This is a genomic window from Streptomyces sp. NPDC087787 (assembly GCF_044743035.1).
Taxonomy (GTDB): domain Bacteria; phylum Actinomycetota; class Actinomycetes; order Streptomycetales; family Streptomycetaceae; genus Streptomyces.
Genome location: NZ_JBIUVQ010000037.1, coordinates 1 through 23,558, shown reverse-complemented (window position 1 = coordinate 23,558; position 23,558 = coordinate 1). Strand labels below are relative to the sequence as shown.

The following is a 23,558-nucleotide window of genomic DNA, read 5'->3' as shown; positions in this document are numbered from 1 at the left end:
TACCCCGCCGAGCGCCCCGAAAGCGCCCCCGCACTACCCAACACCCCCAACACAACCGCCGGATGATCGGCTACACCACGAGAAGGGACACGACCCACGGTGGCGATGAACTACGAAACCGCCAAGCAGTTCTACCAGCGCGAGGGGCACCTGCGGGTACCTCGGAAGCACATCGAACGGATCGTCGGCGAGGACCAAGAGGAGCGGGAGCTCCGGCTCGATCTGGAACCAGCGCAGCCGGGCCTCGACCCTGAGACCAGAGTTGGATGGGACAGCTGTCCGCCATCGGCATGCGCTGGTCATAACCAGACAACCCCAGCGGGGCCGGACAGGGTGTTCCTGTCCGGCCCCGCTGGGGTTGTCAGTCGCCGGACTCCTCTTCTGGGGGCGCGTCTTCAGACGGCCCGTCACTCGGTTCGGTCGGGGGCATAGGGACAAGCCGGTCTGTGTCGGACAGTTCCAGTGGCCGGTGAATGCCGTCGATCGGAGGGGAGTCGTTGTCGGTGACGATGATCTGCAGGCGGTCGACGTGTTCGGTGGCAGTGCGCAGGAGGCTGGCGTACATCCGGCGCAGGCGTTCAAGGTCGACGCCTTCGTGGCCGACGTTGCTGCTGATGCCGTCGATGATCAGGAGGTTGGGCAGGGGGATGTCGGGGTCGTTGAGTGCTACGTGTTGGTGTGCGAGGACGTGGGCGACGTTCACCAGTACCTCAACGCCTTGTGATTGCAGATCGGCGAAGGGACGGCCGTCCACGACGGGCATGTAGGTCTTCCTGTTGATGTAGGAGCCCGGCTCGTCGTCGAAGCGCGGAGCGTCGAAGCTGCGGAGGGCGGCTTCGAAAGCGTCGTCGAGTTTCTGCAGGCGTTCGCTGACGGCCTTGTTGCTGTGGCGGGTGGCGTCGATTCTGCTGTTGAGGTCCTCCTGCTCGCGTTCCAGTTCCGCGACGCGTTCGGCCTGCCCTGCCAGCCGGTCGTGGAGGGCCAAGCTGTCGTCCAGGCGTGCGAGGCGCTCCTCGAGCTGCGCCTGTCTGGCCGCGACGCTTCGGATGCGGTCTGCCTGGTCGGTGATGTAGGTGGAAGTCGCTCGGTCCAGTTGTGCACCGAGATCTGTCCGGCGCCGGGTCTGGTCAGTGACGGCTGTCTGGAGCTGAGCGAGGCGGTGGGTGCTCCGGTCGATGAGCTCTTCGGTCTCGGTTACCTGCTCGATGACCCGGTCTTGTTCCGCGGCGAGGGAGGATGGTGCTGGCAGGTTGGGTGGGGTCTGCAGGCATAGACGGCAGCTGTGTTCGTTACCCCTGTCTGGTACGCCGGCTCCGCAGCGGGGGCAGGTGTGGAACTCGAAGTCGTTGAGGAGCCGCTCGGCGACCAAGGCGCGGGTGAGCCGGCGACTCTGGGCAACAAGTTGTCCGTGCAGTTCGCGGAGATGGTTGACGGAGACGGCTTCTGCCTCGGCTGCGGCGGCGGCCCGGGCGATCTCTGCTTCCGTCTCGGCGATCCGCTGGCGGAGTCTTACGGTGGTCGGCTCAGGGGGTGGGATGCTGCCCGTGAGGTGGATGTCGGCCTGGCGGGCTTGGGTGAGTTCCTGCTCCGTCGCTAGGCGCTCGACTTCTAGCTGTGCGCGGGAGGCGAAGGCGGTGCTCTGGAGGATCCGTTCCAGGGTGCTCGCATCCGCGGTGAGGGCTGCCAGCTCTGTGGTGACCTCACGTAGACGGTCCCGTAGTCCGGCCGCCTCGGGGTCGTAGAGGCCGTAGAGGATCTCGAAGACGTACTTGCGCTTGATGTTCTTGGAGTAGTTGTCCGGGGTTCCGAAGACGGAGGAGTCGATCTCCTTCTGCCTCAGGACGCAGTACATGAGGTAGTCGCTGATGGTGACGGGAACCAGGGGGCTCCGGTCGTCATTGGGAGCCCGCGGGACGCTCAGGCGGGGCAGCTCAAGCACGTCGCGCCACCAGTCACGGAAGGTTGCGTCGTACCCGGCCCGGAGCTGGCTGGCGGGCAGCCGCCAGACTTCACCACGGCCGTCGACTTCGGCGATCTCCACCATGGCGTTCGCGGTGGTGACCAGGGGGCGGACGATGCGGAACCTGCGGTCTCCGACCAACACGGTGCCAGCGATGGTCCGTCCTCGGAGTTCGGGAACGACGCTCACGTCCGCGCCCAGGAGGGCTCGGAGGCAGCTGACGGTGGCGGTCTTGCCGCCACTCATAGAACCGACGATCGCGTTCATGCCAGGTTCGAAACGGATCGTGCGGCTGGTGCCGACCAGGGTGATCTCTTCGATGCGCAGTCTCATAGGTAGGTCCCCCAGTCCGCCTCGACGATGTCGGGGAACGTCTCGTAGATCAAATTCTTCAAGGTGATGCCGGATAGGTTGAAGTGCCGGCGCAACAGCACGGCCCGGTCGCGTACCGGGCGCCAGCTCTCGCTTTCGGCGAGAGCCTGCGCCACGTGATGCCCGGCGGGGGTTGTGCAGTAGGTCGCGATGGCGTCCTCGTGTTTGGGCTCGATGAGTCCTTTGCCGGTGAGGGCGCCGAGCAGCGCGTAGTAGGCGGGATCCCATGGCCCGTACCTGTAACGGATCATGCTCTGCTCGATCGTTCCGGTCAGCCACGGGTTCTCGCCTACGTCGACGTTGGGCCGTCGAACAGCCATGAGCGTGTTGAAACGGTCCGGGTAGCGCAACAGGAAGTCGAGCTTGGCCAGCTTCATGCGCCCTTCGATGCCCTTGCTCGCCTTGGTTTCGGAGAAGACATCGATGAGGAGCAGCAGGCGGGCTTGGGCATCGGCCGAGGGCGGCCTTGTGGGCGGCACGGCGGTGGTGGGCTCGGTAACGCTAGGAGGCATCTCGGTCGCTCCCCCAGTCGAACTTGCATTCGTCCGAGATAGCGCATGCCCTGCCCATCAGGAGTACACCGTCCTGGGCGTAAAGGGGGTGGCGGTCGTAGGTGCCGGGGCTGGCATCGAGAAGGCGTTGCAGCTCGTCGAAGATGGCGTCCGCAGGATGGGGGTGTCCTCTGTGGGCGCGGCTGGTGCGGCGGGCCAGCAAGAGCAGGCGCTGGTCGAGGTCGGTCTCGATGGCTTGGTCGCCGGGCCAGGCTCCCAGAGCCAGCTCCCTGAAGCGATGTCGCTCGGCCTGTGCGCGAAGCATCTGCGCGTCCTCGATGACCTCCGTGGAGGCTGCGCCCGCCCGGAGCTTGCGAACAAGCGCGGTCTCTGGACCATGCAGTTGCTGGGATAGGTCTTCCAGCAGAACGTGGTCGGGACGGGTCAGGCGCTGCCGTACGTCGGCAATCGCCGCCGCGGTGAGGCGTTTGTTCAGCACGGCCGGCGGCGGATTGTCGAGGACCAAGAGCTCCGTCCACCGGGCTACGGGAAGACCTTGGGTGGCATCGCGGGTACGCCGAAGCAACTCGTCGTAGAGGGCGTCGATCATCGCCATGGTGAGCCCTGAACCGAGATCGGCCAGGACTCGGGTGTTGCGCAGATCGACGTCACCGCGTCGTGGCAGCGGTCTAATGCGCACCAGGGGAAGGAAATCGGCGAGTGCGTCCTCTTGTACTTTCAGGTGCGTCGCGACCCGTTTGCGGCACGCTGCATTGTCCCCGCCTCGCCCCTTGGACAGAGCCACGACTGCATCGTCGGCTGGGTCGAGATGGCCCTCAAGGCTGGCGGTCAGCTGATAGGTCAGTCCGGTGCCCGCCACGGTTCCGTGGGTGCGCCACAAGCTCTTGAGGGGTCCACTTTTGAACACGTCCGTGAGCGTCCAGGGCTCGACGGCATCCCTCGTTTTGATCTGCTGGAAATCCCAGAACACACCGTCAACGCACCGGGGGTCGCCTCTGCGGGCGACGGTTACGTCCTCGATGTGCTCACAGGTCACGTGGATGACCGTTCCGCCCGCGAGCATCTCCAGGATTGCTTGCACGGAGATGTGTATCTGGTATTCGAACCGCCGTACCGTGACCGACCCTGAGTCATCCGGTGCTTCAGTCTCAATTGGATCGGCCATCGGCCCCCCCATTTCGTTACTCCCCGAGCACGCAGCGTAGGGGATCTGTGATCTCCAGTCGACTGGCCGGAAGATCTCAGCCGATTGACCACAGCGAGCCGGAAGTGCAAGAACGAGACCCCAGGCTCCTTCCCGGTCTCCACTCGTACTCCGGGCTTGCCCAGGGTGACCTTGGGCTTGCCCGCGCCGGTCAGCAGCTTGCCCGGCTCATCAGCGCAGGCGCGAGAGCCAGCCGGTGGGCTTCTGCTCGGGCACGGCCTGGTCGTTCTCCTGATGCTCGTGCCCGGCCTGCTCGGCTTGGCACTCGGCGGTGACGGCGCGCTGCTTGCAGTCGTCGCACAGGTGCGGGTGGGTCTCGCGCGGGGCGCCCCACCCGGCGGGCTCGATGGCCTTCCACCGCGCGTCGGTGAACCGGGTGCCGCAGCCGGCGCACACGGGACGGCGGGACTCCCGCTCGACCCTCTGCTGCTCGGCCGCGCGGCGCAGCTGCTTCTTGTACTCCCGCTGGCGGGCTTCGTGCTCGGCCTGCTGGCGGGCGGCGTGGGCTTCGCGGCGCGGGTTGCCGATCGCCTCGAGGAGCGTCTGGTTCTGTGGCCGGCCGAAGCGTCGGAAGATCGCCCCGGCCGGGCCGTGCTCCTTCAGCTGCTTCATGCCGGTGACGACGATGGGCAGCTTGCCGTCGTACATGTGGAAGCCGCCCTCGTACGCGGTGCCCTTCCAGTGCCGCTGGGTGAGCTCGGCCAGCTGCGCGATGACGGTGTTGGGGTTGCGCGGGCCGATGCGGTTGAAGACGAGCAGCAGCGGCGGGTGCGGCTGGTCGCCGTTGCGGCCGTCGGGCGCCCACCAGCGGGTGCGCCATATCGGCCGTTCCTTGCCGTCGACGTCCTTCACCTTCCGCTGGCAGAACCGCATGTACTTGTCGATCTTCGCGGCGAGGACCTGCGCGGACTCGTAGCAGTTGTCGATCTCCACGAATAGCAGCGGCACCCCGTCCTCGGGCGCGGTGATGAGGATGTCCGCCTGGGCGCCGCCCTTGCCGGGGTTGGACCAGGTGCCCGTCGCGGGCAGCGCCACCTCGGTCGTGTAGGAGGCGATGGTGCCCAACCCGGCGGGCGCATCGACCGCGGCCTGCGCGGCGGCGAGGACGTCGGCCGGCTCGCTGGCGAGCTGGGACAGGTCCGGCTTCGGGCGCAGCAGGGCGAGCACGGCTTCGTTGACCGTCATCGGGTGGGAGGCGCCGGTGCGGCCTGCGCCGCGGGCCGGGTTGCCCATCTCCCCCACTGGCCGCCCCAGCTCGTAGGAGGCGGCCTTCAGGCCCATGGGTGTCAGGTTGCGCAGCGTGTCCCCGTCCGGGATCTGCCCGCCGTTCTCTGCCAGGCCGTGCTTGCGCAGATCGGAGAGCGCACCCGTGTGTGAGGCGGTGCGGGCCTGCTTCCGCTTGGAGGGCGTCGGCTTGTCGCTGTGCCGGTAGCTCAGGTGCGGGGCCGCAATCTGCTGGATCTGTTCGACCGTCGCGACCTTCAGCACTCCGAGCACGCGCAGCACGTCGCCGCGCAGGTTGTTCGACGACCCCGCCGGGTTCTCCTCACGCTTCCCCGCCATCAGCTCCGCTCCCTCCCCGTCGTCTGTCGCGCGCGGCCACCTGCCGAGCGCCGGCCGCGCCCGGCCGCAGAGGGCACCCGGCCCCCGGATCCGATGCTCTCCTCCTCCACGGACATCACACAGAAGTTCAGGAGGAGAGAAGAGGGTTGTGACGACGCGGCGCGCGCCCGAATCTGGGCGGTGACCTGGGGGTTTCCCGTCCGGCTCGGTGCCGGGCACCAAAGTGGGTTCCACAGTGGCCTCCCAAGTGCGCACCGCAGGAGGCCGGGTCGGCTTGCCCGGTACTGGTCGGGCCCGTGGTCGGGGCGGGCGCGCCGGGCGCCTGCCGGGGGTCGGTGCGTGGTCATCGCGGTGGCTCCTTCGCTCCGGGCCGCCCTCGTGGGCGGTGATCGAGGGAGCAGCGTGCACGGGACCCCCTTGTCCGCGGTCTGACGGCCGCCGATAGCGAGCGTGGTCAAGGAGAAACGCGGTCGTGGTCGGGGCGGTAGCGGACCTGGACAAGGGGTCATGGTCAGGTTCGTGGTCGGGCCGACCACGAACGACAAGGGGGCCGGGTTTGGCCCTTGCGGCCCCGATTCGTCCGGTTCGAGTTGGGGGGAGAGCTCTCTGTCCTCTGTCCACAGGTCAGCGCGCCGACCATGCGGGAACGACGCCGTGGTTCGCGCGGCGGTCACGTGAGGAGAGCTTGATGCCGTACCTGATCCCGTCCCGTACACCGCTGACACCCGAGCAGGTGGAGCGGGGCTTCGCCTATCTCCTGGCGCTGCAGATGAGTGGCGGCGCCGCTGTCGCCGGGCGGGCGGAAGCGAACCCGAAGCTGGCGTTCGTCCTGCTGCGGCTGGCCGAGGACATCGTCTGCCCCGTCACGGCCGTCGACGGTGAGGCCGACCCGTGCGCGGACTCCTTCGCGCTGGACGAGGTCGGGTGCGTGCTGCTGTCCGCGCTGCGGGACTGGGCGCGGGACTCCCCCACCACGGCGGTGCCCGGCATCGCCCGCAGCATCATCCGGTTCACGGCGAACGTCGTCCCGGACCCCGACCACCCGGACACCGCCGACACCCTGGAGGCGATGCGCAACGAGCGCCTGGTGCTGGCCCACGCGGTGCACCCCGCACCCGGTGCGCGCCGGTAGCCCTCCGGTGTGCATCCCTCGGTAGGCGGTGCGGCCGGCGCGCGGGAGTGGTGCGCATCGGGTGGGGGTCGATGCAGCGGAGTGGACCAGCTGAGGGCGGCGCGTTTCTCCTTGACACGCGCCGAGGTCAAGGGGAAATGCGGCGGGTGCGCACCGGGTGGATGCACGGCATCGTCCCCGGCGATGGCGTCCACTCCCGCACGGTGTCGTCCACTCCCAGCCGGTGGACTCCACTCAGTGGAGTGGATGTCGGTGTCCTCCACTCCTGCCGGTGGAGTCCACTCGGTGGAGTCCACTCGGTGGAGTCCACTCGGTGGAGTCCACCACATCGTCGGTGCGCACCACCGCACCGGGTGCGGCGGTATCAGGTCCACTCAGTGGCCAGCCTCCCGGCCGCGGTGCGGTCCGGGCTCCTGCGGGCGGTGCGCCTGCTGGTCGTCCTCGCGCACCGGATGCGCGTCGTCGGCATCGTCCCGGTGCCCGTAGCGGTCCATGGTGGCGCGGGCCCGGTCGGCCGCCGCGGTGAAGGCGGCCCCGAGGTGGCGCAGCCGCTCGGCTGTGAGATCGAGGGCTTCCACGTCGGTGCGTGACTCCCGAAGGGCCCGCAGCGCCGTCAGGCCAACGGCCTCCCGTCGGTCGGCTCCCCGCTCCTGGTCGTCGTGTTCGGCATCGGCGGCTGGGGGCGCGAGCAGCTGCTCGGGCATCGCCGCCTGCTGGTGCCGGGTGACGTCGTACGCCCGGCCGCGCGTGGCGACGGTGGAGCGCAGCTTCTCGTGGACCGCCGCGCCGGCGAGGACAGCCCGTTCGTACTGCAACGGCACGCGGGGTATCTCCCACTCCCCCGGTCCCAGGCCCGGAGGCCGGGGCGCGTCGGGTGCGCTCGGGTCGGCCGGTGGCTGCCGGTCGGGGGCGGTGGTGGGTGGGCGCCGGCGGTCGGAGGTGAGGTCGGCCAGTGACCAGCGGGCGGTGTAGAGGCGGTAGGCGGGCAGCAGGCCGCGCAGCGTCTTCGGTTCGCTGATGTCCAGGCAGTAGGTGGCGAGTGCGGCGTCCACGATTCGGTCGTCCAGGCCCGGCTCGTGGCGGCGGCCGCGTAGGACGAGAGCGAGGTGACGGCGGGCTTCGGCGAGCAGGTGCCGGCGGTGGAATCTGCCGCCGCTGTTCATCACGAACACCGTCGCGGCGACGTCGACGGCCGCTAGGGCGACGTCGACCACGGCGGCGACCCGGGCCCGGATCGCCGCCGCTGCGGCGCGGGCGTACTCGAGGAGGGAGTTGATGACGTCGGCGGCCACACCGGAGGTGCGGATCGCGCTCTCCTTCCACTCCTTGCGCAGCTTGGCGAGGGGCCGGGCCTTCTGCTTCGGCGGGCGCGTCATCTTCGCGGCGATCCCGTTCAGCTTGGCGCGGGCCCGCTCGGAGACCACGGGCAGGAACCGCGGCTCACCGTCGTCATCGACGGCGGTGACGTACTCGTGCTCCAGCTCTGCCAGGCAGGCGGCGATCTGGTCGCTGCGCCGGGAGGTCCAACGGATCAGCTCGTGCGGTACCCCGGCGACGTCCATCACCGGGCGGCGCCCGGCGGTGACGGTCCGCGGCTCGGAGGCCAGCCCCAGCGCCTCACATGCCTCAGCCATCACGACTTCGTTGTAGAGCGCGGAGGCGGCCACCGCGTGCTCGTACAGGACCTCGGAGTGCACCGAGCCCCACTTGCCATCAGGGCGCTGGGCTTTGACGGACAGAAGGAGGTGGTCGTGCAGGAGCGGCATCCCGGAGCGCGCCTCGTAGTGGCGGAACCGCGCGGCGACCAGACCGTGCACCGGGCGGACCTTGTAGACACCCTGCGCGCCGACGCGGATGATCGCGGCCTCGTCCTCGATCCAGGCGAGCACGGCGGCAATCGCCCGCTCGTGCGCGGCCTCGATCGCCCGCCGCGTCTCCTCATCCCCGAGAGCCCACAGCAGGGTGAGGGTCGGCTGCGGGCGGAAGACCAGATCGAATCCGGTGACCTTCACCCGCCGACCGAGCGCCCCGGCCCTGCGCGCGGCTGCGGGCTTCTTCCCGGCGGCGAGCTGGTCGGCCTCGATCTGGTCGGCGTGCGGGTGCCGGCCCTCGCCGAAGAGGTTGCGCAGCTGCGCCTCGGTGACGACATCGCCCGCCGCCAGGCCGAGGACGGCAAGGCCCCGGCCCATCCATCGCCCGGCCGGGACCCCGGCCTCTTCCTGAGCCTGGACGAGGGGCGTGCGGGCCGGTCGGCGGCCGTCACCGACGACGACCTGGCGCAGGTAGTAGCGGTACATCTGCCCGGCGGTGATCAGCGCTATATCCATCATGCAGACCACGCCACACGGCCCTGACCTGCAATAAAAGGACGGTCAGCCGCACGTCCCGCCAGGCGGGAGCAACGGCCGAACTTTCTTCTCAGGTGCCCGCCAGGCGGGAAGCGGCTCCGGTCGGCGAGCCAGTGTCATCGCTCTCCGGCAAATCCGGTGGCGACGAAGCTGCACACGATCCCTACGCGATTACGCGGGCGGCAACGCGAACTCGCTCACCGTGCGCCACGAGCCTGGCGTGTCGGCACCGGCGATCAAACGTACGCAGTCGATTCGGGCATGGATCGGCAGCTTCGCTCGCAAGTCGGTGGCTGCCCGCTGCATACCGTCAAGATCCGCCAGGCGCGTGCTCCCGACAGTCAGGTGCGGTGTCGGATCCGGATGCGCCCCCCGATAGGGCAGACACTCGGGGAACCGGCGCACGACGACCTCGGTGAGCGCGCGGAAAGACGCGTCCGGATCAGGAGCCAGCCACACGACATCCTGTCCGAACCACCCCACATGGGAGAACATGCACGTGAAGGTGGGTACCGTCACCAAGCACGCTCGCACATCGTCGATCACGCTCTCTGTGATGCGGTCCGGCGCGACGAACGGATAGAGGACCGTAACGTGCGCCGGAACCGGCCAGGACGCCGTGTGGTCCAAGACCCGCCGGTAAGGCCCCACGACCACCTCCGCCTCGGATACAGGAACGATGATCGCCGTCCTCGTCGCGCCTGCCAGCCTGTCCACACTCATATTCACCACCCCGGCAGGTTCACGCACGCGACCTCGATCGACATGCCATGACGTTGTGGACGTAGTCCTCGTACGAGGCGCACAAAATTCAGGTGACGTGATGCTCCCTGCCTGCGATCGCGTGGAGGTCGAGTTGACTTGCCCACCTTTGCGCTTCCCTCCCGAAGAACCCGATTCTCCAGAACTGAGCCAGGTACTCCACCCATACACAAAAGGCGTTCTTGATCTCTTCGTTCAGGCCTTTCCTTCCCTCGTCGTTCAACTCTGCAATTTTCCGCAGTATTCCAGGGTTCGCGTCGAGAATCTTCTCGTGGAGTTCTTCCCATAGTTCAGCCGGTGACTGGTCCGTCAGGCTGCCACGGGCAAGGGTGTCCAGGTTGTAGTAGCGACCCTGGTTGGCGTAGGTCGTCAGAGTCTGGAGGATGGGTTTGACATAGGGGTTTGCATCGACACGGTTCAGGACTTGACGGAGGTGCGCCACGGAATGGTGCTGCTCGATGCGCGCCTCAACCATTTTCCGAATATGCTCGTCAAGAGCGTCAATCTTGTGCCCGAATGACCTCATTCTTTTTTCTTCTAGCCACGTTCCGCGGCTCCCTAGTTCGTTCAGCCCCAGTGTGAGTTTGAGGAGTTTTTCCGCCCCACCAGCCAGGCACACGATGGCGGGCTCTGCATCATAGTCAGCCATTCGGTAGCCTTCAACAATCCTGATCCCATGCCGAACCAGAGAAGACACCGCACAAATTTCATCAGATAGAACCCGGGCCTGACGCTGATTGAGTTGCACCATAGCGGGAATCTTACGAGACCGCGTCAATCTGTGGCCCTCGGTTTAGTGCCAGCCGTTGGCCGTAGACGTCCCTCGGCGTCCTGGCGGAGGCCTCCGAGGGACGTCTACGGCCAACGGCTGGCACCGATGAACCTCGCGGTTTCCTTCGGCTTGAGGGCAACGGCTTTCAAGACTGCACAGACGGGACGGTTGGCTTCCCCCATGCCGGCGATGTCCGGCATGGAGCTGCTGCCCAGGTGCCCGGCTCTGCGCAGCAGCGGGTGGCGCCAGATCTTCGCGCCGACGTCCTCCGTGATTGAGCTTGGCAAGAGCGGCGACGGTGAGCTTGCCAAAGTGGACGGCGGGCCGCAGGCATACAGCGCTCTTCAAGGCGGCTCATGGCCCGCCGGGAAGCCTCAACGGCGCGGTCAATCTCGCATGGTGCCGGGGTAGGCATGCCCGTCCAGGTATGCCTGCATGCTGGCCACGATGCCGGCGATGCGTCCTGGGCCCCATGTGGTCGCGACGGCTTCGTTGGCGAGTACGGCCGCGGTGACGAAGTTCAGGACGAAACCGTCGCGCAGCAGCAGGTAGGGCTCCAGCAGGCGGTCGAAGTCCGCGGGGAGTGGCCGGACGCTGGTGTATCCGGCCAGGTAGGCGTGGGCGAAGCTCTCGTAGGTGCCTGGTGTCTTGTGTGCAATGCGGTGGATGGATCCGAGCACTGTGGCGATGTCGAGGAGGTAGTGGCCGGTGCCGCAGTCGTCGAAATCGATGACGCCCACGCTGCCGCCACCGGGCATCAGGATCATGTTCTCGCGGTGGAGATCACCGTGGATACGGCCGCGGTCGCTGTCGCCTCCCTCTTGGAGCGCCGGGGTGATGCGTTCGGTGACCTCCCATAGTGCTGCGGTGCCCTCGGTGCCCATCTGCTGGTGGGCGGCCGGGTCGTTCAGCGCGTGCCCTTTGAGCAGGATGGTCTCGGCGTCCCAGACCGGCCGGTCGAGGTCGGCGATCTCCACGGTGGCGGAGTTGTGGTGGAGCTGGGCGGTCGCGATGCCCATCTGCTCGGCCATGCCGGGCTCCTGGTAGGGGAGTTCCACGATACCCGGGACCCAGTGGAGCAGCGCCAGGGTGGAGGGCCCGTCGTGGCCGGGGACGGCGACGGTGCAGGAGGTGGCGAGGCTCTCCAGCCAGCGCATTTCGCTGCGCTGCTGGTGGGCGGGGCGGCCGTCGCGTACGGACAGGCGGGCGACGAACGGGGCACCGCCGGGAGGGGTGACACGCCAAACCGCGTTGTCCTCGTACTGCTGGACCTGCAGCTGCACGGCCGGCACCGTCGCGGTGGCCGGGGATGTCGGTGAGGACCAGCGGAAGGCCGTGCTGGCGTGGGGCGACGGCGGCCCGCCCTGCACCACGGGTATGTGGTGTGCTTCTACGGCCCGCAGCTCGGAGTGCGCACCCCGCCGGACAGCACGCCGGAGCAGCACACCAACGCCAGTCGGCTGGAGGAGTTCCGCACCGCCCGAGGCTGCGGGCCTGGTCGCGGGCGGGATCATCGCCTACCGCAACAACCGCTGACCCGCTGCAGGCGAGGCGTAGTCGATGACTGCCGCACTGACGGGTCAGCGCCAGCTGTACGTCCGGTCTGTGATCGGTGGCAGGAGGACCGGACTGGCTTGGGTGGCCAAGTCGCTGAGGGCTTCTCCGGCTGCGGGGTACAGGTGCAGGCGGGCGACCTGGTCGAGGTCCGCCCAGACGATGCCGGCGTGGTCTTCGGCGTCCTGCTCAGTGGCCGCCATGGTGTGCCGGGCGTGGGGCGGCACGTGGAGCACGTGGATCAGGTGGAGTCGGCGGAACGGCGCGTCGCTGCCGGGGCGGGAGGTGATCTGGTCCTGGACCCAGCGCAGCTCCGGCCGTCCGGGCAGGACGGAGAGGTCGAGGTCGAGTTCTTCCTTGAGTTCGCGGGCGAGTGCAGCTGGCACTTCTTCGTCTGCGTGGACGAGACCGCCAGGAAGGGAGTACTGGTCGCCGTCGGGACGTTCGCGGTGGATCAGGCAGACCTGGCGGCCTTCGAGGATGACGGCGCAGGTGCGAACGGCGATGGCGGTTGACGGCGCGGCCTCGGTGGGCTGGGTGGCGCTCATGGGTTCAGGCTCTGGGTGGTCAGGCCCTGGGCGTGGGCGGCGACGTTGTTGGCGGCGAGCCACCCGGCGGGGTTGCCGCAGTCGAAGTAGCGGCCGGTGACGGGGTGGATCAGGAGGTCGTGGTCCCGGGCGAAGGCGAGGATGGCGTCGGTGGCCTGGTATTCGCCGTTGGCTGCGGGGATCAGCTTCTCGAAGTACGTGATGGCGTCGCCGGGGAGCAGGGTCCGGCTGATGTTGATGTACGCGGTGGTCTGCCGGTATTCGGTCGGCTTCTCCAGGAGTTCGTCCAGCAGTTGGTGGCCGCGCGGGGAGGTGCGGGGCTGGAGGATGCCGTAGCGGTGGGCGTCCTGTCCGGGAACGGGGACGTGATCCCAGCCCGAAGCCCACCAGCCGTTGTGCATCGCCATGTCCCGGCGCGGCCCGGGCACGGACGGGTTGTCGCTCATCTGGTCAACTCTTCCTCGAAAGGCGGCCAAACGCTCGCAGCGTACGCACTGTGGTGCCGGAAGTGTTCCTACTCCGGGCCGGGGTCACGCAGCGGGTTGCGGTGGCCGCAGTCCCAGCACTTCACGGTCTCGGGGAGGTTCTCGAACCGGGTGCCGGGGACGCCGAAGGAACCGTCAATGCGAAAGCCGCCGCAGTTCTGGCACGGGGTGGCGTGGAAGGGCTGGTCGCAGCGGAGGCAGTCGCCGTCCGCGCTGGTCTGGTCGAGGCGGTTCACACGGGTGTCTGCGCTGCCGCATCGCACGCAGAACGCTTCTTGGGTCTTCATGGTTCTGGTGTACAGCAGATTCCCGGCAGTGTTCCCCCTGCTCCAGTCCAACCACCGATGGAACGCGTGACGTTGAGGTCGCAGGGTCGTTGGATCGGGTGACTCCATAAAGCCGGGCCCCGGGGATGTCATGGCTGATCCCCCGGGGCCCGTGGTGTCTCCGAGGCCGGTCAGTTCTCTCTGGCCGCCGTGGCGGTGAGCCAGTCGGCGGCTTCGAGGTCGGTCATCAGCGGCACCTGAGCTGGGTGGGCGTCTCCGACCTGGACGACGTGGACGCGGCCTGGGAGCGGGCTGCTCTTGGGGGCGGGGTCGACTATCGGGGCGAGCCTCTGCCAGGTTCCGGCGCTGACCCGGGCGAGGATGACGGTGGCGAACTGCTCGCGAGCACAGGGGATAAGCCGACCGCCGATGGTGGCCGGTCCGTCGTAGATGACGTGGATGCGGGCCGCGCGCCCCTCGTACAGAACGGCCTCGAGGGCGGCGATGGCCGGGGACCGCTGCGGGTCGTCCTCCTGGCGGAACGTTTCCCAGTAGCGGGCGAGGTGCCGCAGCGTGTCGTCGGCCCGGTCGATGACGACCATCAGCCGCGGCGCACCGTCGAGGTCGCCGTCGAGGTCGGTGCGGCGCTTCAGCTCGGAGCCGAGGCCGACCAGGGCGTCGTGGATGCCAGCGACGTTGCCGCGGTGCGTGACCGTCGGCAGGTCCTTCGCCCACAGGTGGGAGATGCGGGTGTGGTCGAGGACCAGGGCGTGGGCGCCCTGGTGGAGGAACTGGGCGGTGAGGGTGCGCAGGATGGTCGTGCTGCCGCCGCCGGTGTCGCTGCAGACCAGGATGTGCGGGGCGACATCGATGTCGACGGCGATGGCCCGGCCGTCGGTGCTGATACCGATGAGTGCGGCGGAGTCGGGCAGCGCCTCCATCTGCTCGCACAGGCCAGGGTCGGTGAGGCGCAGCAGCTTCGGGAGCGCGGTCGTGTTCGTCATCGTGGTGGTGTTCCTCTTGTGTGCTGTGCCTGGTGAACCGGGTGTTCTCCAGTGCTGGGGGATCGTGTCGGCCGGGCCGGACAGGTCCCGGTTGGCGGCTGACGGGCGGGCCTGGGTGGTCAGTCGAGTTCGGTGGTGCCGGAGGCGGCGCGGGGCCGGTTGCGGGCCCACTTCTTGAGGTCGCCGACGCGGTAGAAGAACGCGGAGCCGCGCTTGTCGACCGAGCCGGGAAAGGCCGGATCGTTGGCGCGGGCGAAACGTAGCGCGGCCAGGGTGATGCCGGGCAGATGGTGTTCGGCGGCCTCGCGAAGCCCCACCGCCTGGTCGTCGTCGACCAGGGCCGGGGTCGCTGGCGGCGGCGCCGTGGTACCGGCCGCGAGCTCGCCCGGCGCGGCGGCCGGGGCCGGAGCGAGGTCTCGGGCGTCAGCGGGCCAGCCCCCGCTCGCGGGCGGCTCGGGGGCTGGCGGAAGGCCGGGGGCGGTGATGGAAGCGGCGTCGGCGAGGGAGTCTGCGGGCGGCTTGTGCAGCTGCACCGGGACGGGCCCGCCGGTGGACACGCCCTTCTTGCCCGTGGTGGCCCACTCGCGGGCTTCGGCCTCGGCGAAGAACAGGATCTGCGTCTCCCGCGCGGACCCGCCGCTGACGACCTGGGCGCGGCCGTGGTGCTTGGTGGACTTCGGCGCCGGGTGGACCTCCGGGGCGAGCATCCGCCAGGCGTTGACGCTGTAGCGGGCCAGGATCCGGGTGGAGAACTGCTCGCGGACCTCCGGGCCTCCGAGGGCGCGGGCGGTGGCGGACTGCGCGACCAGGAGGACGTGCATGCGCAGCTGGCGGCCCATGTAGAGGATCTCGTTGAGCGCGTCGACGGCCGGGGAGACCTTCGGGTCGCCGGACTCGCGGGTCTTCTCCCAGTAGCGGGCCAACTGCTTCATCGTCGCGTTGACCTCTTCGAGGAGGATCAGCAGCCGCGAGCCGATGGCCTTGGGGGCGGCGTCGATGCCCAGTTCGTCGGCGACGCGGGTACGGCGCCGGCCTTCCATGCCGAGGGCGATGAGCTGGTCGTGGATGTCGGCGATGTCGCGGCAGTACGTGACCCCCGGCAGCCCGGACGCCCACGGGTGGGAGATCCGCTTGGTGTCGAGGACGAAGACGCGTGAGCCGTGGTGGAGCATCTGGCAGGCGATGCACCGCAGGGTCACCGACTTGCCGCCGCCCGTGGAGGCGTTGACCAGGATGTGCGGGGACTCCGCGTCGAGGTCGACGGTGACGATCCGCCCGGCGGAGCCGATCCCGATGACGGGCGCGGACTCCTTGGCGGCGGCCACGATCTCGCGGACCTTGGGGTCCTTGAAGGCGGCCTTGGCCGGGGGCTTGCGGGTCTTCTTGACCGTCACGTACGTCTCGCGGCCCGCCAGGTACCAGGAGAAGGTGACGCCCTCCAGGGCGAGCTTGGTCGTGATGATGTCGACGACCAGGTCCTTGGAGAAGTCCAGACGCCCCGGCACGTCCACGCGGATCACCGCGTCGTCCTCGGAGAAGTTGCGCGGGATGTGGAGGTAGCGGCGCGGGTCGGTCTGCTCCGGCAGGCGCAGCGGCAGCGCGAGGGCTTCATGCAGCGGGAGCACCCACTCCCGCACCAGCTCCCGGCGCTTGCGGGTCAGCGCGAGGTAGGCAGCGGTCCCGACGGCCGCGGTCGACGCCGCGGCGATCCCGCTCTGCTCCAGCACGGCGAGCGCGGGATCCGGGTCGGCCCATATCTCCTGGGCGGCGGCCACGGTGGCGTCCTGGTGGACCCACCCGGCCTGGTAGCCACCCGCGCCGACGGCGGCCAGTGCGCTGATGCGGAAGGTCAGGCGCTTCCACCCGGCGCGGTAGGAGGACCGGGACACCCGGCCTTCGACCTTCGGCAGGACCCGGGTGCCCGAGCGCCAGAACGTCGGGTCGGTCTTGCGCTCGCCGTCCAGCGGCCGCCCGGCCAGGAACCAGCCGATCCCGAACGCCACAGATTCGGCGGTCTCCTCCACTTGCTTGTCGAACTTCGCCTGCGCCACGGTCCTACGCCCTTCGTGCTGGTTGTGCGTGCGGGCGTGACGGTGCCGCGAGAAGCGGACACCGACGCTCGGGCGAGGACCGTAGAACGGATCACCTGTGGACAAAATCCGCGAACCGCGAGATAAAACCGCCCCACAGCAGGGCGAGTTAGGCGGTACCGGCCCCGCAGGTGACCCGACTGTGATTCGCCCCGCCTCCGAGCCCGTCCTCTACCGGCGGCGCGTAATGCCGAAACGGCTGCGCGGCTTCACGGACGGCGCTTCGACGGCCGCGCGTTCGGCATCCTCCGCCTGGCGGCGCGCGACGCGTTCAGCCTCCGCCCGGCCGGCGGCCTCCTTCGCGCACGGCCCGCACAGCCGGTCCCACTCACCGGGCCACGAGGCCCCCTTGGTCTGCTGCCAGCGTTCGTCGGTGAACTTGTTGCCGCACCGCGTGCACACCGGCCGCTGTGCCTCCCGGTGAGCGGCCTCGCGCTCCGCCTGGCGCCGACGGGCCTCCCGGAGCTCCACCCGGTACAGCCGCTCGCCGTCGGGGTTGTCCAGGGCCTCGGACAGCGTCTGCCACTCATCGCGCCCGAGCCTGCGCCACACCCTGCCCGCGGCCCCGTCCGGGTCGGCGGTGATCCGCTCCAGCTCGGTGACGACCACGGGCACCGCCTGGTGGTAGTCGACCGCCGTGTAGCTCTCTCCCCGGCGCGCGGTGCCGGCGAAGTAGACGCGGGTGGCCTGCTCCAGGCGCAGCATGCGGCTCTCACGCTGCGCGGCGGTCTTCCCCGTGAACACGAACGCCACCGGCACGTAGCCCTCGCGGCCCGTCGCCGGGTAGATCCGCGACCACAGCCGGAAGTCGTGCACCGCCGCACCCTGCCGACGGGCTGCCTTCTCCTTGGTCGCGTCAGCCTTCGGCGCCAACAGGTCGAACCAGTCGGTGTAGCGGCGCAGCTTGTCCACCAGGTCGTCGACGGGCTCGTTGACGCGGTCGACCTCCAGGAGCATCGCGGGCACCCCGGCGTCCGGCGCGCGCATCGTCAGGTCGGCGTACTGGGTGTAGCCGTACGGGAGCTTGTGGGCGATCTCGGTCTGCCAGGACAGCGGGGTGCCGTACCCGGCCCCGGTGAGCACGGCCGCGGTCGAGGTGACAGCTGCGGCGTGTTCGTCGTAGCCGTCGTCCTTCACCGGCCGGCCCTTGGCGTCGAGCCGGAGCTTGCGCAGCGCGGAGATCCGCACCGTCTTCGGCAGCAGCAGCTTGGCTTCCTTGTGGCCCTTCTCGGTGAGCACCCACAGCTGGTGTCCCGACTCCAGTCGCGTCTCCACCCGGACCAGCCCCGTCTCCTTCAACACGTTCAGGGTGTCCCTGGTGATCCGGTCGTGCCGGTCCGCGGGGCGCAGCATCCGCCAGAGCTGATCGGCGGTAGCCCGCTGGAAGATGCCCAGAGCCCTCAGCACCTCCTTCCTTCGCACTCCGGTCGGCTTCCAGACCTGTGTCGACCTAGGAGGGTTGTCGAACGCGTCGCGGGACCTTGACCTCTGGGGCTGACATGCGGATACGCGTCCGGCGGGCGAAGTGGCCGTGGAGGGGGCGAGGGAGGGGCCCGTGGAGGGGGCCTGCGGGATCTGGTCCACGGCGCCGGCGGGCGCCGGGCCGGGCACAGTACGGCGGTCTTGGAGGGAGCGGGGTGCACGGTCGGTGGGCACGGTGTCCTCGTTTTCCCCCGGCCTGCGGGCCGGGTCGGCAGTCGTCCGGCCCGCACGCGCAGGTACGCATGGGCCGGAGCCACCGTGAGGAAGCACCCCTTGTCCGCTGTCTGACGATCAGCAACTGCGGGTGTCCGATTCCTCCTTGACCAGCCCGCTGTCGTATGGGTTTGTCTGTGGCCGACGCCACACCGCTCGGCTGAAGTTCAGCGGGCGGGCCGGGTGCTGGACGGCGAGGCTCCGCGCCGCCAGTCCGAGAGCTTCTGGCCGCGGAACGTCTCGCCGCTCTCGATCCGGGCCTTGTTCCGGGCGAACTCGCGCTCGGCTGCCGACAGCTGCCGGGGCGCACAGCCGGGATGTCCCCAGCCGTCGGTCACCTTCGTGATGACCTCGCCCTTGGCGTAGTCCTTGAAGCAGGCCGGGCAGGTGCCCGGGTACGCGGCCCGCACCGACCCGCGCGGCAGCGGCACCGCCTTCTTCGCCGCCGTCTTTTTCGCAGCCGGCTTCCCGCTGCCCGCCTTCTTCTTGGCCGCCTGCGCCCGCTTGATCGCGTCGCGCTGCGCCTTGCTGGGCCGCTTCTTCGGCTGCTGGCCGCGTGCCGCCTTGGCGGCCTTCTGTGCCGGGGTCTGTCCCACGCGCGGATCATAGAGACCGACGTCCGGCGGGCGACGCGCGCCACCCTCACCTGATGTCCGAGGCGGCGGCGCGCGGGTGCGGACCGGCGCGCGCACGGTGCGTTGAGTTGCGCACGATGTAACGCACTCCCCCACCCGGTGGAGCGCACCGAGTGGACTCCAACCACACCTGGTGCGCCGCGCGATGGCCTCCACTCTCCACTCGGTGCGGGCGATGTCGTGCACTCCACCTGGTGGAACGCACCGCGATGCGGGGGTGCACGGCATCGACCGCACCCCGCACCGCCTTCACTCACGGTGATGGTGCGCGGTGCGCCGGGGGGAGAGATCTCCCCTCCGCCACCGGGCATCGGGGGCCCGGTGCGGGTCGTCTCCGGGGTGGTAGCGGACGTGGTCAAGGGGAAACGTCGAAGATCACGCGGAAACTCGCAGCTGGACAAGGGTTGCTTTCCAGCGAATCCGCACCGATCCCGCCCGCGCCACCCGCTCCTGCGCGCTCTGCTCGTCCTGACGAACCTCGAAGTCAACCGATGAGACAACGCCTCATGGGATTGCCGACGTTCACGCTTTCTCAGACGCGTGGGGCGGAGGGGCGACTGGCTGAAACGTCACTTCTGTACCTCGTGTTCCACATTTACCGTCTCGTATCACCTCAGGGCCCATCAGCCCGCTCAGCGACAAGGAGACTGTTTCGTGCGAATAAGATCCATTATGAGTGCGTTCGTCGTCGGCGTTGCGTTGGTCGCCACCGGCACTCAGACGGCGCTGGCAGCCCCGCCGCCGAACCCTGCCCCGCCGGAGATCACTGTGACAGCGCAGGACGCGTCCCCCCAAGTAACGACCAGCTGCGATTTCAACGCGTTGAAGCCCAACCACAGCGGCTCCCGGATGACGGGTACCGGAGGCATCAAGACGTGCTCGGGCGGGCCCGTGGCCTGCACCAGCGAGGTGGACCTCGAGTACTACAACGACTTCTCGCACATGTGGTACACGGCAGGAACCGCGCGCCAGTCCCTGTGCGCGCCACCACTGCGGTCGTCAACTGCAGCGGCAACCTGCGAGAGTCGCGCCGGTGACCCGAACGTTGGCTGGCGTACCACTACGTACGGGACCCTCGTGAGCTCGGGCGGCTCCCATGGCTCGGGTACGGCGAACAGCCCCGTTCTGTACGTGCCCTGCGCGTAGTGGGAAGTTGGAGGGCCTGGTGGTCGTCGAGTTGGTCGGCCCCGGGCCTTCCACTCGCCGTAGAGAGGATCGACCGTGACCTCGGACCACGACATGCTGTGGCGTCGCTGCACGCACCTGGGCCGTTTGCTGCTGCCGCTGGTGGACCAGGAACCATGGCGGCAGGCTCGCCGCCGCGAGACACTAACCACCCGAGGCATCGACACGGCTGCAGGCGAGCGAATGATCGAGATCTTCGCCGCCCTGGCCGCCCACGCCGTCGCACTCGACGCCTCCTCGTCCGCCGCAGAATTCGACGCTCTGCCCCTCAAGGCCGTGGCTGACGCGGCTACCGGCAAGCGCGACTACGAACTGCTCGCCGGGCTGCCGGACACCTTCGCCGACGATCGTGATGGACAGGCCGTGAACGTCTTCCGCCTGTACACCTACAAAGGCGGGCAGTACAGCCACAGGCTCTTGCTGCTGAGCAGGGAACTGCGCTATGCGCTGAACATCGTCGCCGAACGCTCGCCGACACCATCCCCCACGTGCGGAGACATCTTCCGCCAGGCGACCGAGGTCGGCCTGCACCAGTAAGCACGGAGATCAGTCTTTCGATCCGTTGGCGCCAAATTCAACTCATCACCGTGCGCCGCCGATCGACTTTTCTGCCAGAGCCTGACGGACGATCTACTTCGCAGACTACCGCTTGCGACCAGCGAGAGTTCCCAGAAGTACTGACACACCAGCCCTTTGACCTGCGACTTCAGGTTGGCGGAGGCTCAGTGCACGGCATCGTCGGCCGGCGCACCGGTGCACCGGATGAACCGCACCGGCATCGCACCGATGCGCTCGATGAACCGCACCATGCGCACCGGATGCCGGGATGTCCCGCACTCCCCCACTGGATGGTGCGCACCAGAGTGGAGTCCACCCGATGCGCACCACCGTGGTCTCCACTCGGAGAGTGGACTCCACTCCCGTCTGGCCCCATCGCCGGCCCACACCGGGTAGACGGTGGAGTCCACCGTGGCCGGTCATCCCCGGCAGCGACCCCGCGCGGTGCGCCACGGGTTCGGCCAGCCACCGGGGTACTGCCGGGAGCGGGATCGGCGCCGGACGGGCGGCGGCTTCGGCAGCGGGTACAGCGCCATGCGCAGCCGGGCCGCGTCGGCGAGTTCCGCCAGGCGCTCCAACTGCTCGGGCGTCAGGTGCGGCAGGGTCGGGGCAATCATGGGGCCTCCGTACTCGAGGGCAATCCCTCGTACCCTCCCCGCTTCGGGTGGCCTCGGGGGGGGCGGCCAGTCGCGTCCCGGCGTCCGGCGCGGTGACTTCGTCGTCCGTCCCGCCGGACGGTCTGCGGCGCGTCACGGCTGGAGACCCTGGCCTTGGCCGGGGCCGGGCTGCTGGCGCTGCTGCTCGTGCTCCTGGCGTCGCCGGTCGGCCGGTCCGGCCGGGTCGGCGTCCGGGGCCGGGATCTCCCTCTCCTCGATGGCGCGGCGGCGGGCGTTGGCCGGAGTACCTGGGGGGCCGGACGACCGACGCGGCGACGTGGTTGCGCACGCCGAAGAACCTGGAACGGCTCGCCGTCTTCACCCGCACGCGGCATCCCGGCCCGGGTGGTCGACGCCGCGCGGTGCGTCCGACACCTGATCGTGCTGGTCTTCCGCGTGCGCGGCGGCCGACTCGGTCGCGGCCTGGGCATCGTCCCATGCGGCGGCGGGCGGGGTACGGGCGGCGCGGATCGCGTTCTGCACGGCGAGGCTGGCGACCCGGGCCCGCTCGTACCGGCTCGACTCGCGGGGAGGCTTGCCGTCGGCACCGGCGATCCACCAGCGATCGGGCTCGGCGAAGTCGGCGGTGTGGAAGAGCTGGTCGGCATCCGGGGCCCGACGGCCGGGCTTCGGAACGGTGAACTGGCGGCCGTAGTCGGACAGGGCGCGGTTCGCGATGTAGTCGTCCAGGCCGCGCGTGAAATCCTGGCCGCGCAAGGTCTCCAGCAGGTGCCGGCGGGCTTCGGCCAGGACGTGGCGGCGGGCGAAGGCGCCGCGCACGGTGGAGACGACCGCGGCGACGTCGATGGCGGCGAGTGCGGCATCGACGTGCGGATCCACCCAGGTCCGGATCAGCGCTCCCGCCGCACGGCAGCGCTGAACGAGCCCGTCGACCACCTGCTTGCCGAACTTCAGCAGCGCGGACGCCCGCCACCACGCGAGCAGCTGCTTCAGCGGGCGCGGGGTCTTCTTCTCGGGACGGGTGTCCTGCGCCGCCCACCACCCGAGGCCGTGTCGGGCCTTCTCTCCGGGCAGCCGCCCGTGCTTCTGCGCGTGCTTGAAGGTCAGGCCCTCCAGGACGTCCTCGATCCGCTGGCGGCGGGTGGAGGACCAGTCGATGAATTCGGAGTCGACACCGGCTATCTCCATCACAGGGCGCAGGCCCGGCGTCACCTCCCTCGGCACCGTCGCCAGTCCCAGCTCCTCACACACCTCGGTCGTCATCGCGAGGGTGTAGAGCGTCCCGGCCGCCACCACATTCTGGTAGAGCCGGGTCGTGTCCAGGGCGCCCCACACCGGCTCGCCGTCGTCGTCCAAGCGCTGCACGCGGTTGAGGACCAGGCAGTGGTCGTGCAGGAGGGGGAAGCCCTCCCGGTTGTCGAAGTGCCGGAACGCCGCGACTACGAGGGCCGGCGTCTTCGCGCGGCCGCGGCCGGAGGCCCACCGGGTCTGTGCGACCTCATCCTCCAGCCAGCGCAGCGCCTTGGCGATGGCCCGCTCGTGCGCCCGCTCGATGATCCGGCGCGTCCTGGCGTCTCCCAGCGCCCACAGCATGATCAGGGACGCCTGCGGACGGAAGGTGAAGTCGAGGGCGAGCAGCGGGGTCTGCTTGCGCGCCTCGATCTCCTCGATCGGCTGCCCGAGCACGGTCGCCCGCCGCGCGGTGGCCGGGTCGGCGCCGTCGTCCAGGAGGTGCCGCTCGATGCGGTCGGCGTCCGGGTGCCGACCCTGCCCGAACAGCAGCTCCATCTGCCGCTGGGACACCTCCGCGCCCGCGGCGAGCCCGAGCGCGTCCAGGCCGCGCCCCAACCACCTCCCCGGCGGAAGGCCGGCCATCTCCTGGGCGTCCTTCAACGACTGGCCGACCGGGCGGCGGCCGTCCCCGAACGCCACTCCGCACACGTAGTACCGCCACGCGTTACGCCTCTGAACCTTCGCGACACTGAGCATCCCCACAGGGGACACCGGCTCTGACCTGCAAGAAAGCACGATCCCGTGGGGCGGGAGGGTTCACCGAAGCTTCACGGCCGATCCCGCACGGCGGGCGCCGGCAGCGGCATCGCGCCCGCCTGGCGAACACCGTCTTTCGCACACACCGCCCCTTCAGTGCCATGCAAATGCTGCGCGGCACCCAGCCGCACACGTCTGACACACCCCAACAAGAGGGACTGTAAAACGTTCGGTGTAACTCCTGATCAAGGAAGATGCACCGATGACCAGTGAGAACGTGTCCGAGGCCCAGTCCGTCGAGATGCCT

At 69.2% G+C, this 23,558-nt stretch carries 19 protein-coding genes; 2 read left to right on the top strand and 17 right to left on the bottom strand.

Annotated features, from left to right (window positions below):
* Positions 1-361: 361 nt before the first annotated feature.
* From ACIOWN_RS33420 to ACIOWN_RS33405, 4 genes are all read right to left on the bottom strand, one after another.
* On the bottom strand, positions 362-2,293 hold the full coding sequence (locus tag ACIOWN_RS33420; RefSeq protein ID WP_362357912.1) for a hypothetical protein: 1,932 nt from the start codon (positions 2,291-2,293) through the stop codon (positions 362-364).
* Positions 2,290-2,844: a hypothetical protein gene (locus ACIOWN_RS33415; protein ID WP_362357914.1), complete on the bottom strand. Its 555-nt coding sequence runs from the start codon at positions 2,842-2,844 to the stop codon at positions 2,290-2,292. The genes ACIOWN_RS33420 and ACIOWN_RS33415 overlap by 4 nt, the downstream gene beginning before the upstream one ends.
* Positions 2,834-4,009, bottom strand: a complete 1,176-nt coding sequence (locus ACIOWN_RS33410) for a dsDNA nuclease domain-containing protein (protein WP_362357916.1) — start codon at positions 4,007-4,009, stop codon at positions 2,834-2,836. The genes ACIOWN_RS33415 and ACIOWN_RS33410 overlap by 11 nt, the downstream gene beginning before the upstream one ends.
* Before the next feature lie 210 nt (positions 4,010-4,219).
* Positions 4,220-5,611 (bottom strand): replication-relaxation family protein, encoded by a 1,392-nt coding sequence (locus tag ACIOWN_RS33405; protein ID WP_401984308.1) that lies wholly within the window; start codon positions 5,609-5,611, stop codon positions 4,220-4,222.
* 688 nt (positions 5,612-6,299) lie between these two features.
* Between ACIOWN_RS33405 and ACIOWN_RS33400 the strand changes: the two genes are divergently transcribed.
* Positions 6,300-6,743, top strand: a complete 444-nt coding sequence (locus ACIOWN_RS33400) for a hypothetical protein (RefSeq protein WP_401984306.1) — start codon at positions 6,300-6,302, stop codon at positions 6,741-6,743.
* Positions 6,744-7,117: 374 nt separating this feature from the next.
* Here ACIOWN_RS33400 and mobF (ACIOWN_RS33395) read toward each other — a convergent pair whose 3' ends face one another.
* From mobF (ACIOWN_RS33395) to ACIOWN_RS33345, 11 genes are all read right to left on the bottom strand, one after another.
* Entirely contained in the window at positions 7,118-9,073 is a 1,956-nt protein-coding gene (gene mobF / locus ACIOWN_RS33395) for a MobF family relaxase (RefSeq protein WP_401984304.1), read from the bottom strand.
* 189 nt (positions 9,074-9,262) lie between these two features.
* Positions 9,263-9,814: a 2'-5' RNA ligase family protein gene (locus tag ACIOWN_RS33390; protein ID WP_362358072.1), complete on the bottom strand. Its 552-nt coding sequence runs from the start codon at positions 9,812-9,814 to the stop codon at positions 9,263-9,265.
* 88 nt (positions 9,815-9,902) lie between these two features.
* Complete coding sequence (locus ACIOWN_RS33385) at positions 9,903-10,604, bottom strand: hypothetical protein (protein WP_362358070.1); 702 nt, start codon at positions 10,602-10,604, stop codon at positions 9,903-9,905.
* A gap of 407 nt (positions 10,605-11,011) precedes the next feature.
* On the bottom strand, positions 11,012-11,908 hold the full coding sequence (locus ACIOWN_RS33380) for a phosphotransferase enzyme family protein (RefSeq protein ID WP_401984302.1): 897 nt from the start codon (positions 11,906-11,908) through the stop codon (positions 11,012-11,014).
* Between the two features lie 297 nt (positions 11,909-12,205).
* A complete protein-coding gene (locus ACIOWN_RS33375) occupies positions 12,206-12,727 on the bottom strand; it encodes an NUDIX domain-containing protein (RefSeq protein WP_401984301.1) in 522 nt (173 codons plus the stop codon).
* Complete coding sequence (locus tag ACIOWN_RS33370; protein ID WP_362356532.1) at positions 12,724-13,173, bottom strand: hypothetical protein; 450 nt, start codon at positions 13,171-13,173, stop codon at positions 12,724-12,726. The genes ACIOWN_RS33375 and ACIOWN_RS33370 overlap by 4 nt, the downstream gene beginning before the upstream one ends.
* Before the next feature lie 68 nt (positions 13,174-13,241).
* Entirely contained in the window at positions 13,242-13,499 is a 258-nt protein-coding gene (locus ACIOWN_RS33365) for a hypothetical protein (protein WP_362356530.1), read from the bottom strand.
* A 170-nt stretch (positions 13,500-13,669) separates the two neighbouring features.
* Complete coding sequence (locus ACIOWN_RS33360) at positions 13,670-14,482, bottom strand: hypothetical protein (RefSeq protein ID WP_362356528.1); 813 nt, start codon at positions 14,480-14,482, stop codon at positions 13,670-13,672.
* Between the two features lie 119 nt (positions 14,483-14,601).
* On the bottom strand, positions 14,602-16,533 hold the full coding sequence (locus tag ACIOWN_RS33355) for a helicase HerA domain-containing protein (protein WP_362356526.1): 1,932 nt from the start codon (positions 16,531-16,533) through the stop codon (positions 14,602-14,604).
* A 210-nt stretch (positions 16,534-16,743) separates the two neighbouring features.
* Positions 16,744-17,979, bottom strand: a complete 1,236-nt coding sequence (locus ACIOWN_RS33350) for a replication-relaxation family protein (protein WP_362356524.1) — start codon at positions 17,977-17,979, stop codon at positions 16,744-16,746.
* Positions 17,980-18,434: 455 nt separating this feature from the next.
* Positions 18,435-18,863 (bottom strand): hypothetical protein, encoded by a 429-nt coding sequence (locus ACIOWN_RS33345; protein ID WP_362356522.1) that lies wholly within the window; start codon positions 18,861-18,863, stop codon positions 18,435-18,437.
* A gap of 1,260 nt (positions 18,864-20,123) precedes the next feature.
* Here ACIOWN_RS33345 and ACIOWN_RS33340 point away from each other — a divergent pair.
* Positions 20,124-20,624, top strand: a complete 501-nt coding sequence (locus tag ACIOWN_RS33340) for a hypothetical protein (protein WP_362356520.1) — start codon at positions 20,124-20,126, stop codon at positions 20,622-20,624.
* A gap of 440 nt (positions 20,625-21,064) precedes the next feature.
* Here the strand turns inward: ACIOWN_RS33340 and ACIOWN_RS33335 are convergent, their stop codons facing one another.
* Together ACIOWN_RS33335 and mobF (ACIOWN_RS33330) are read right to left on the bottom strand one after the other, a co-directional pair.
* Complete coding sequence (locus ACIOWN_RS33335; RefSeq protein ID WP_362356518.1) at positions 21,065-21,262, bottom strand: hypothetical protein; 198 nt, start codon at positions 21,260-21,262, stop codon at positions 21,065-21,067.
* Between the two features lie 357 nt (positions 21,263-21,619).
* Positions 21,620-23,251 (bottom strand): MobF family relaxase, encoded by a 1,632-nt coding sequence (gene mobF, locus ACIOWN_RS33330; protein WP_362356516.1) that lies wholly within the window; start codon positions 23,249-23,251, stop codon positions 21,620-21,622.
* Between the last annotated feature and the right edge of the window lie 307 nt (positions 23,252-23,558).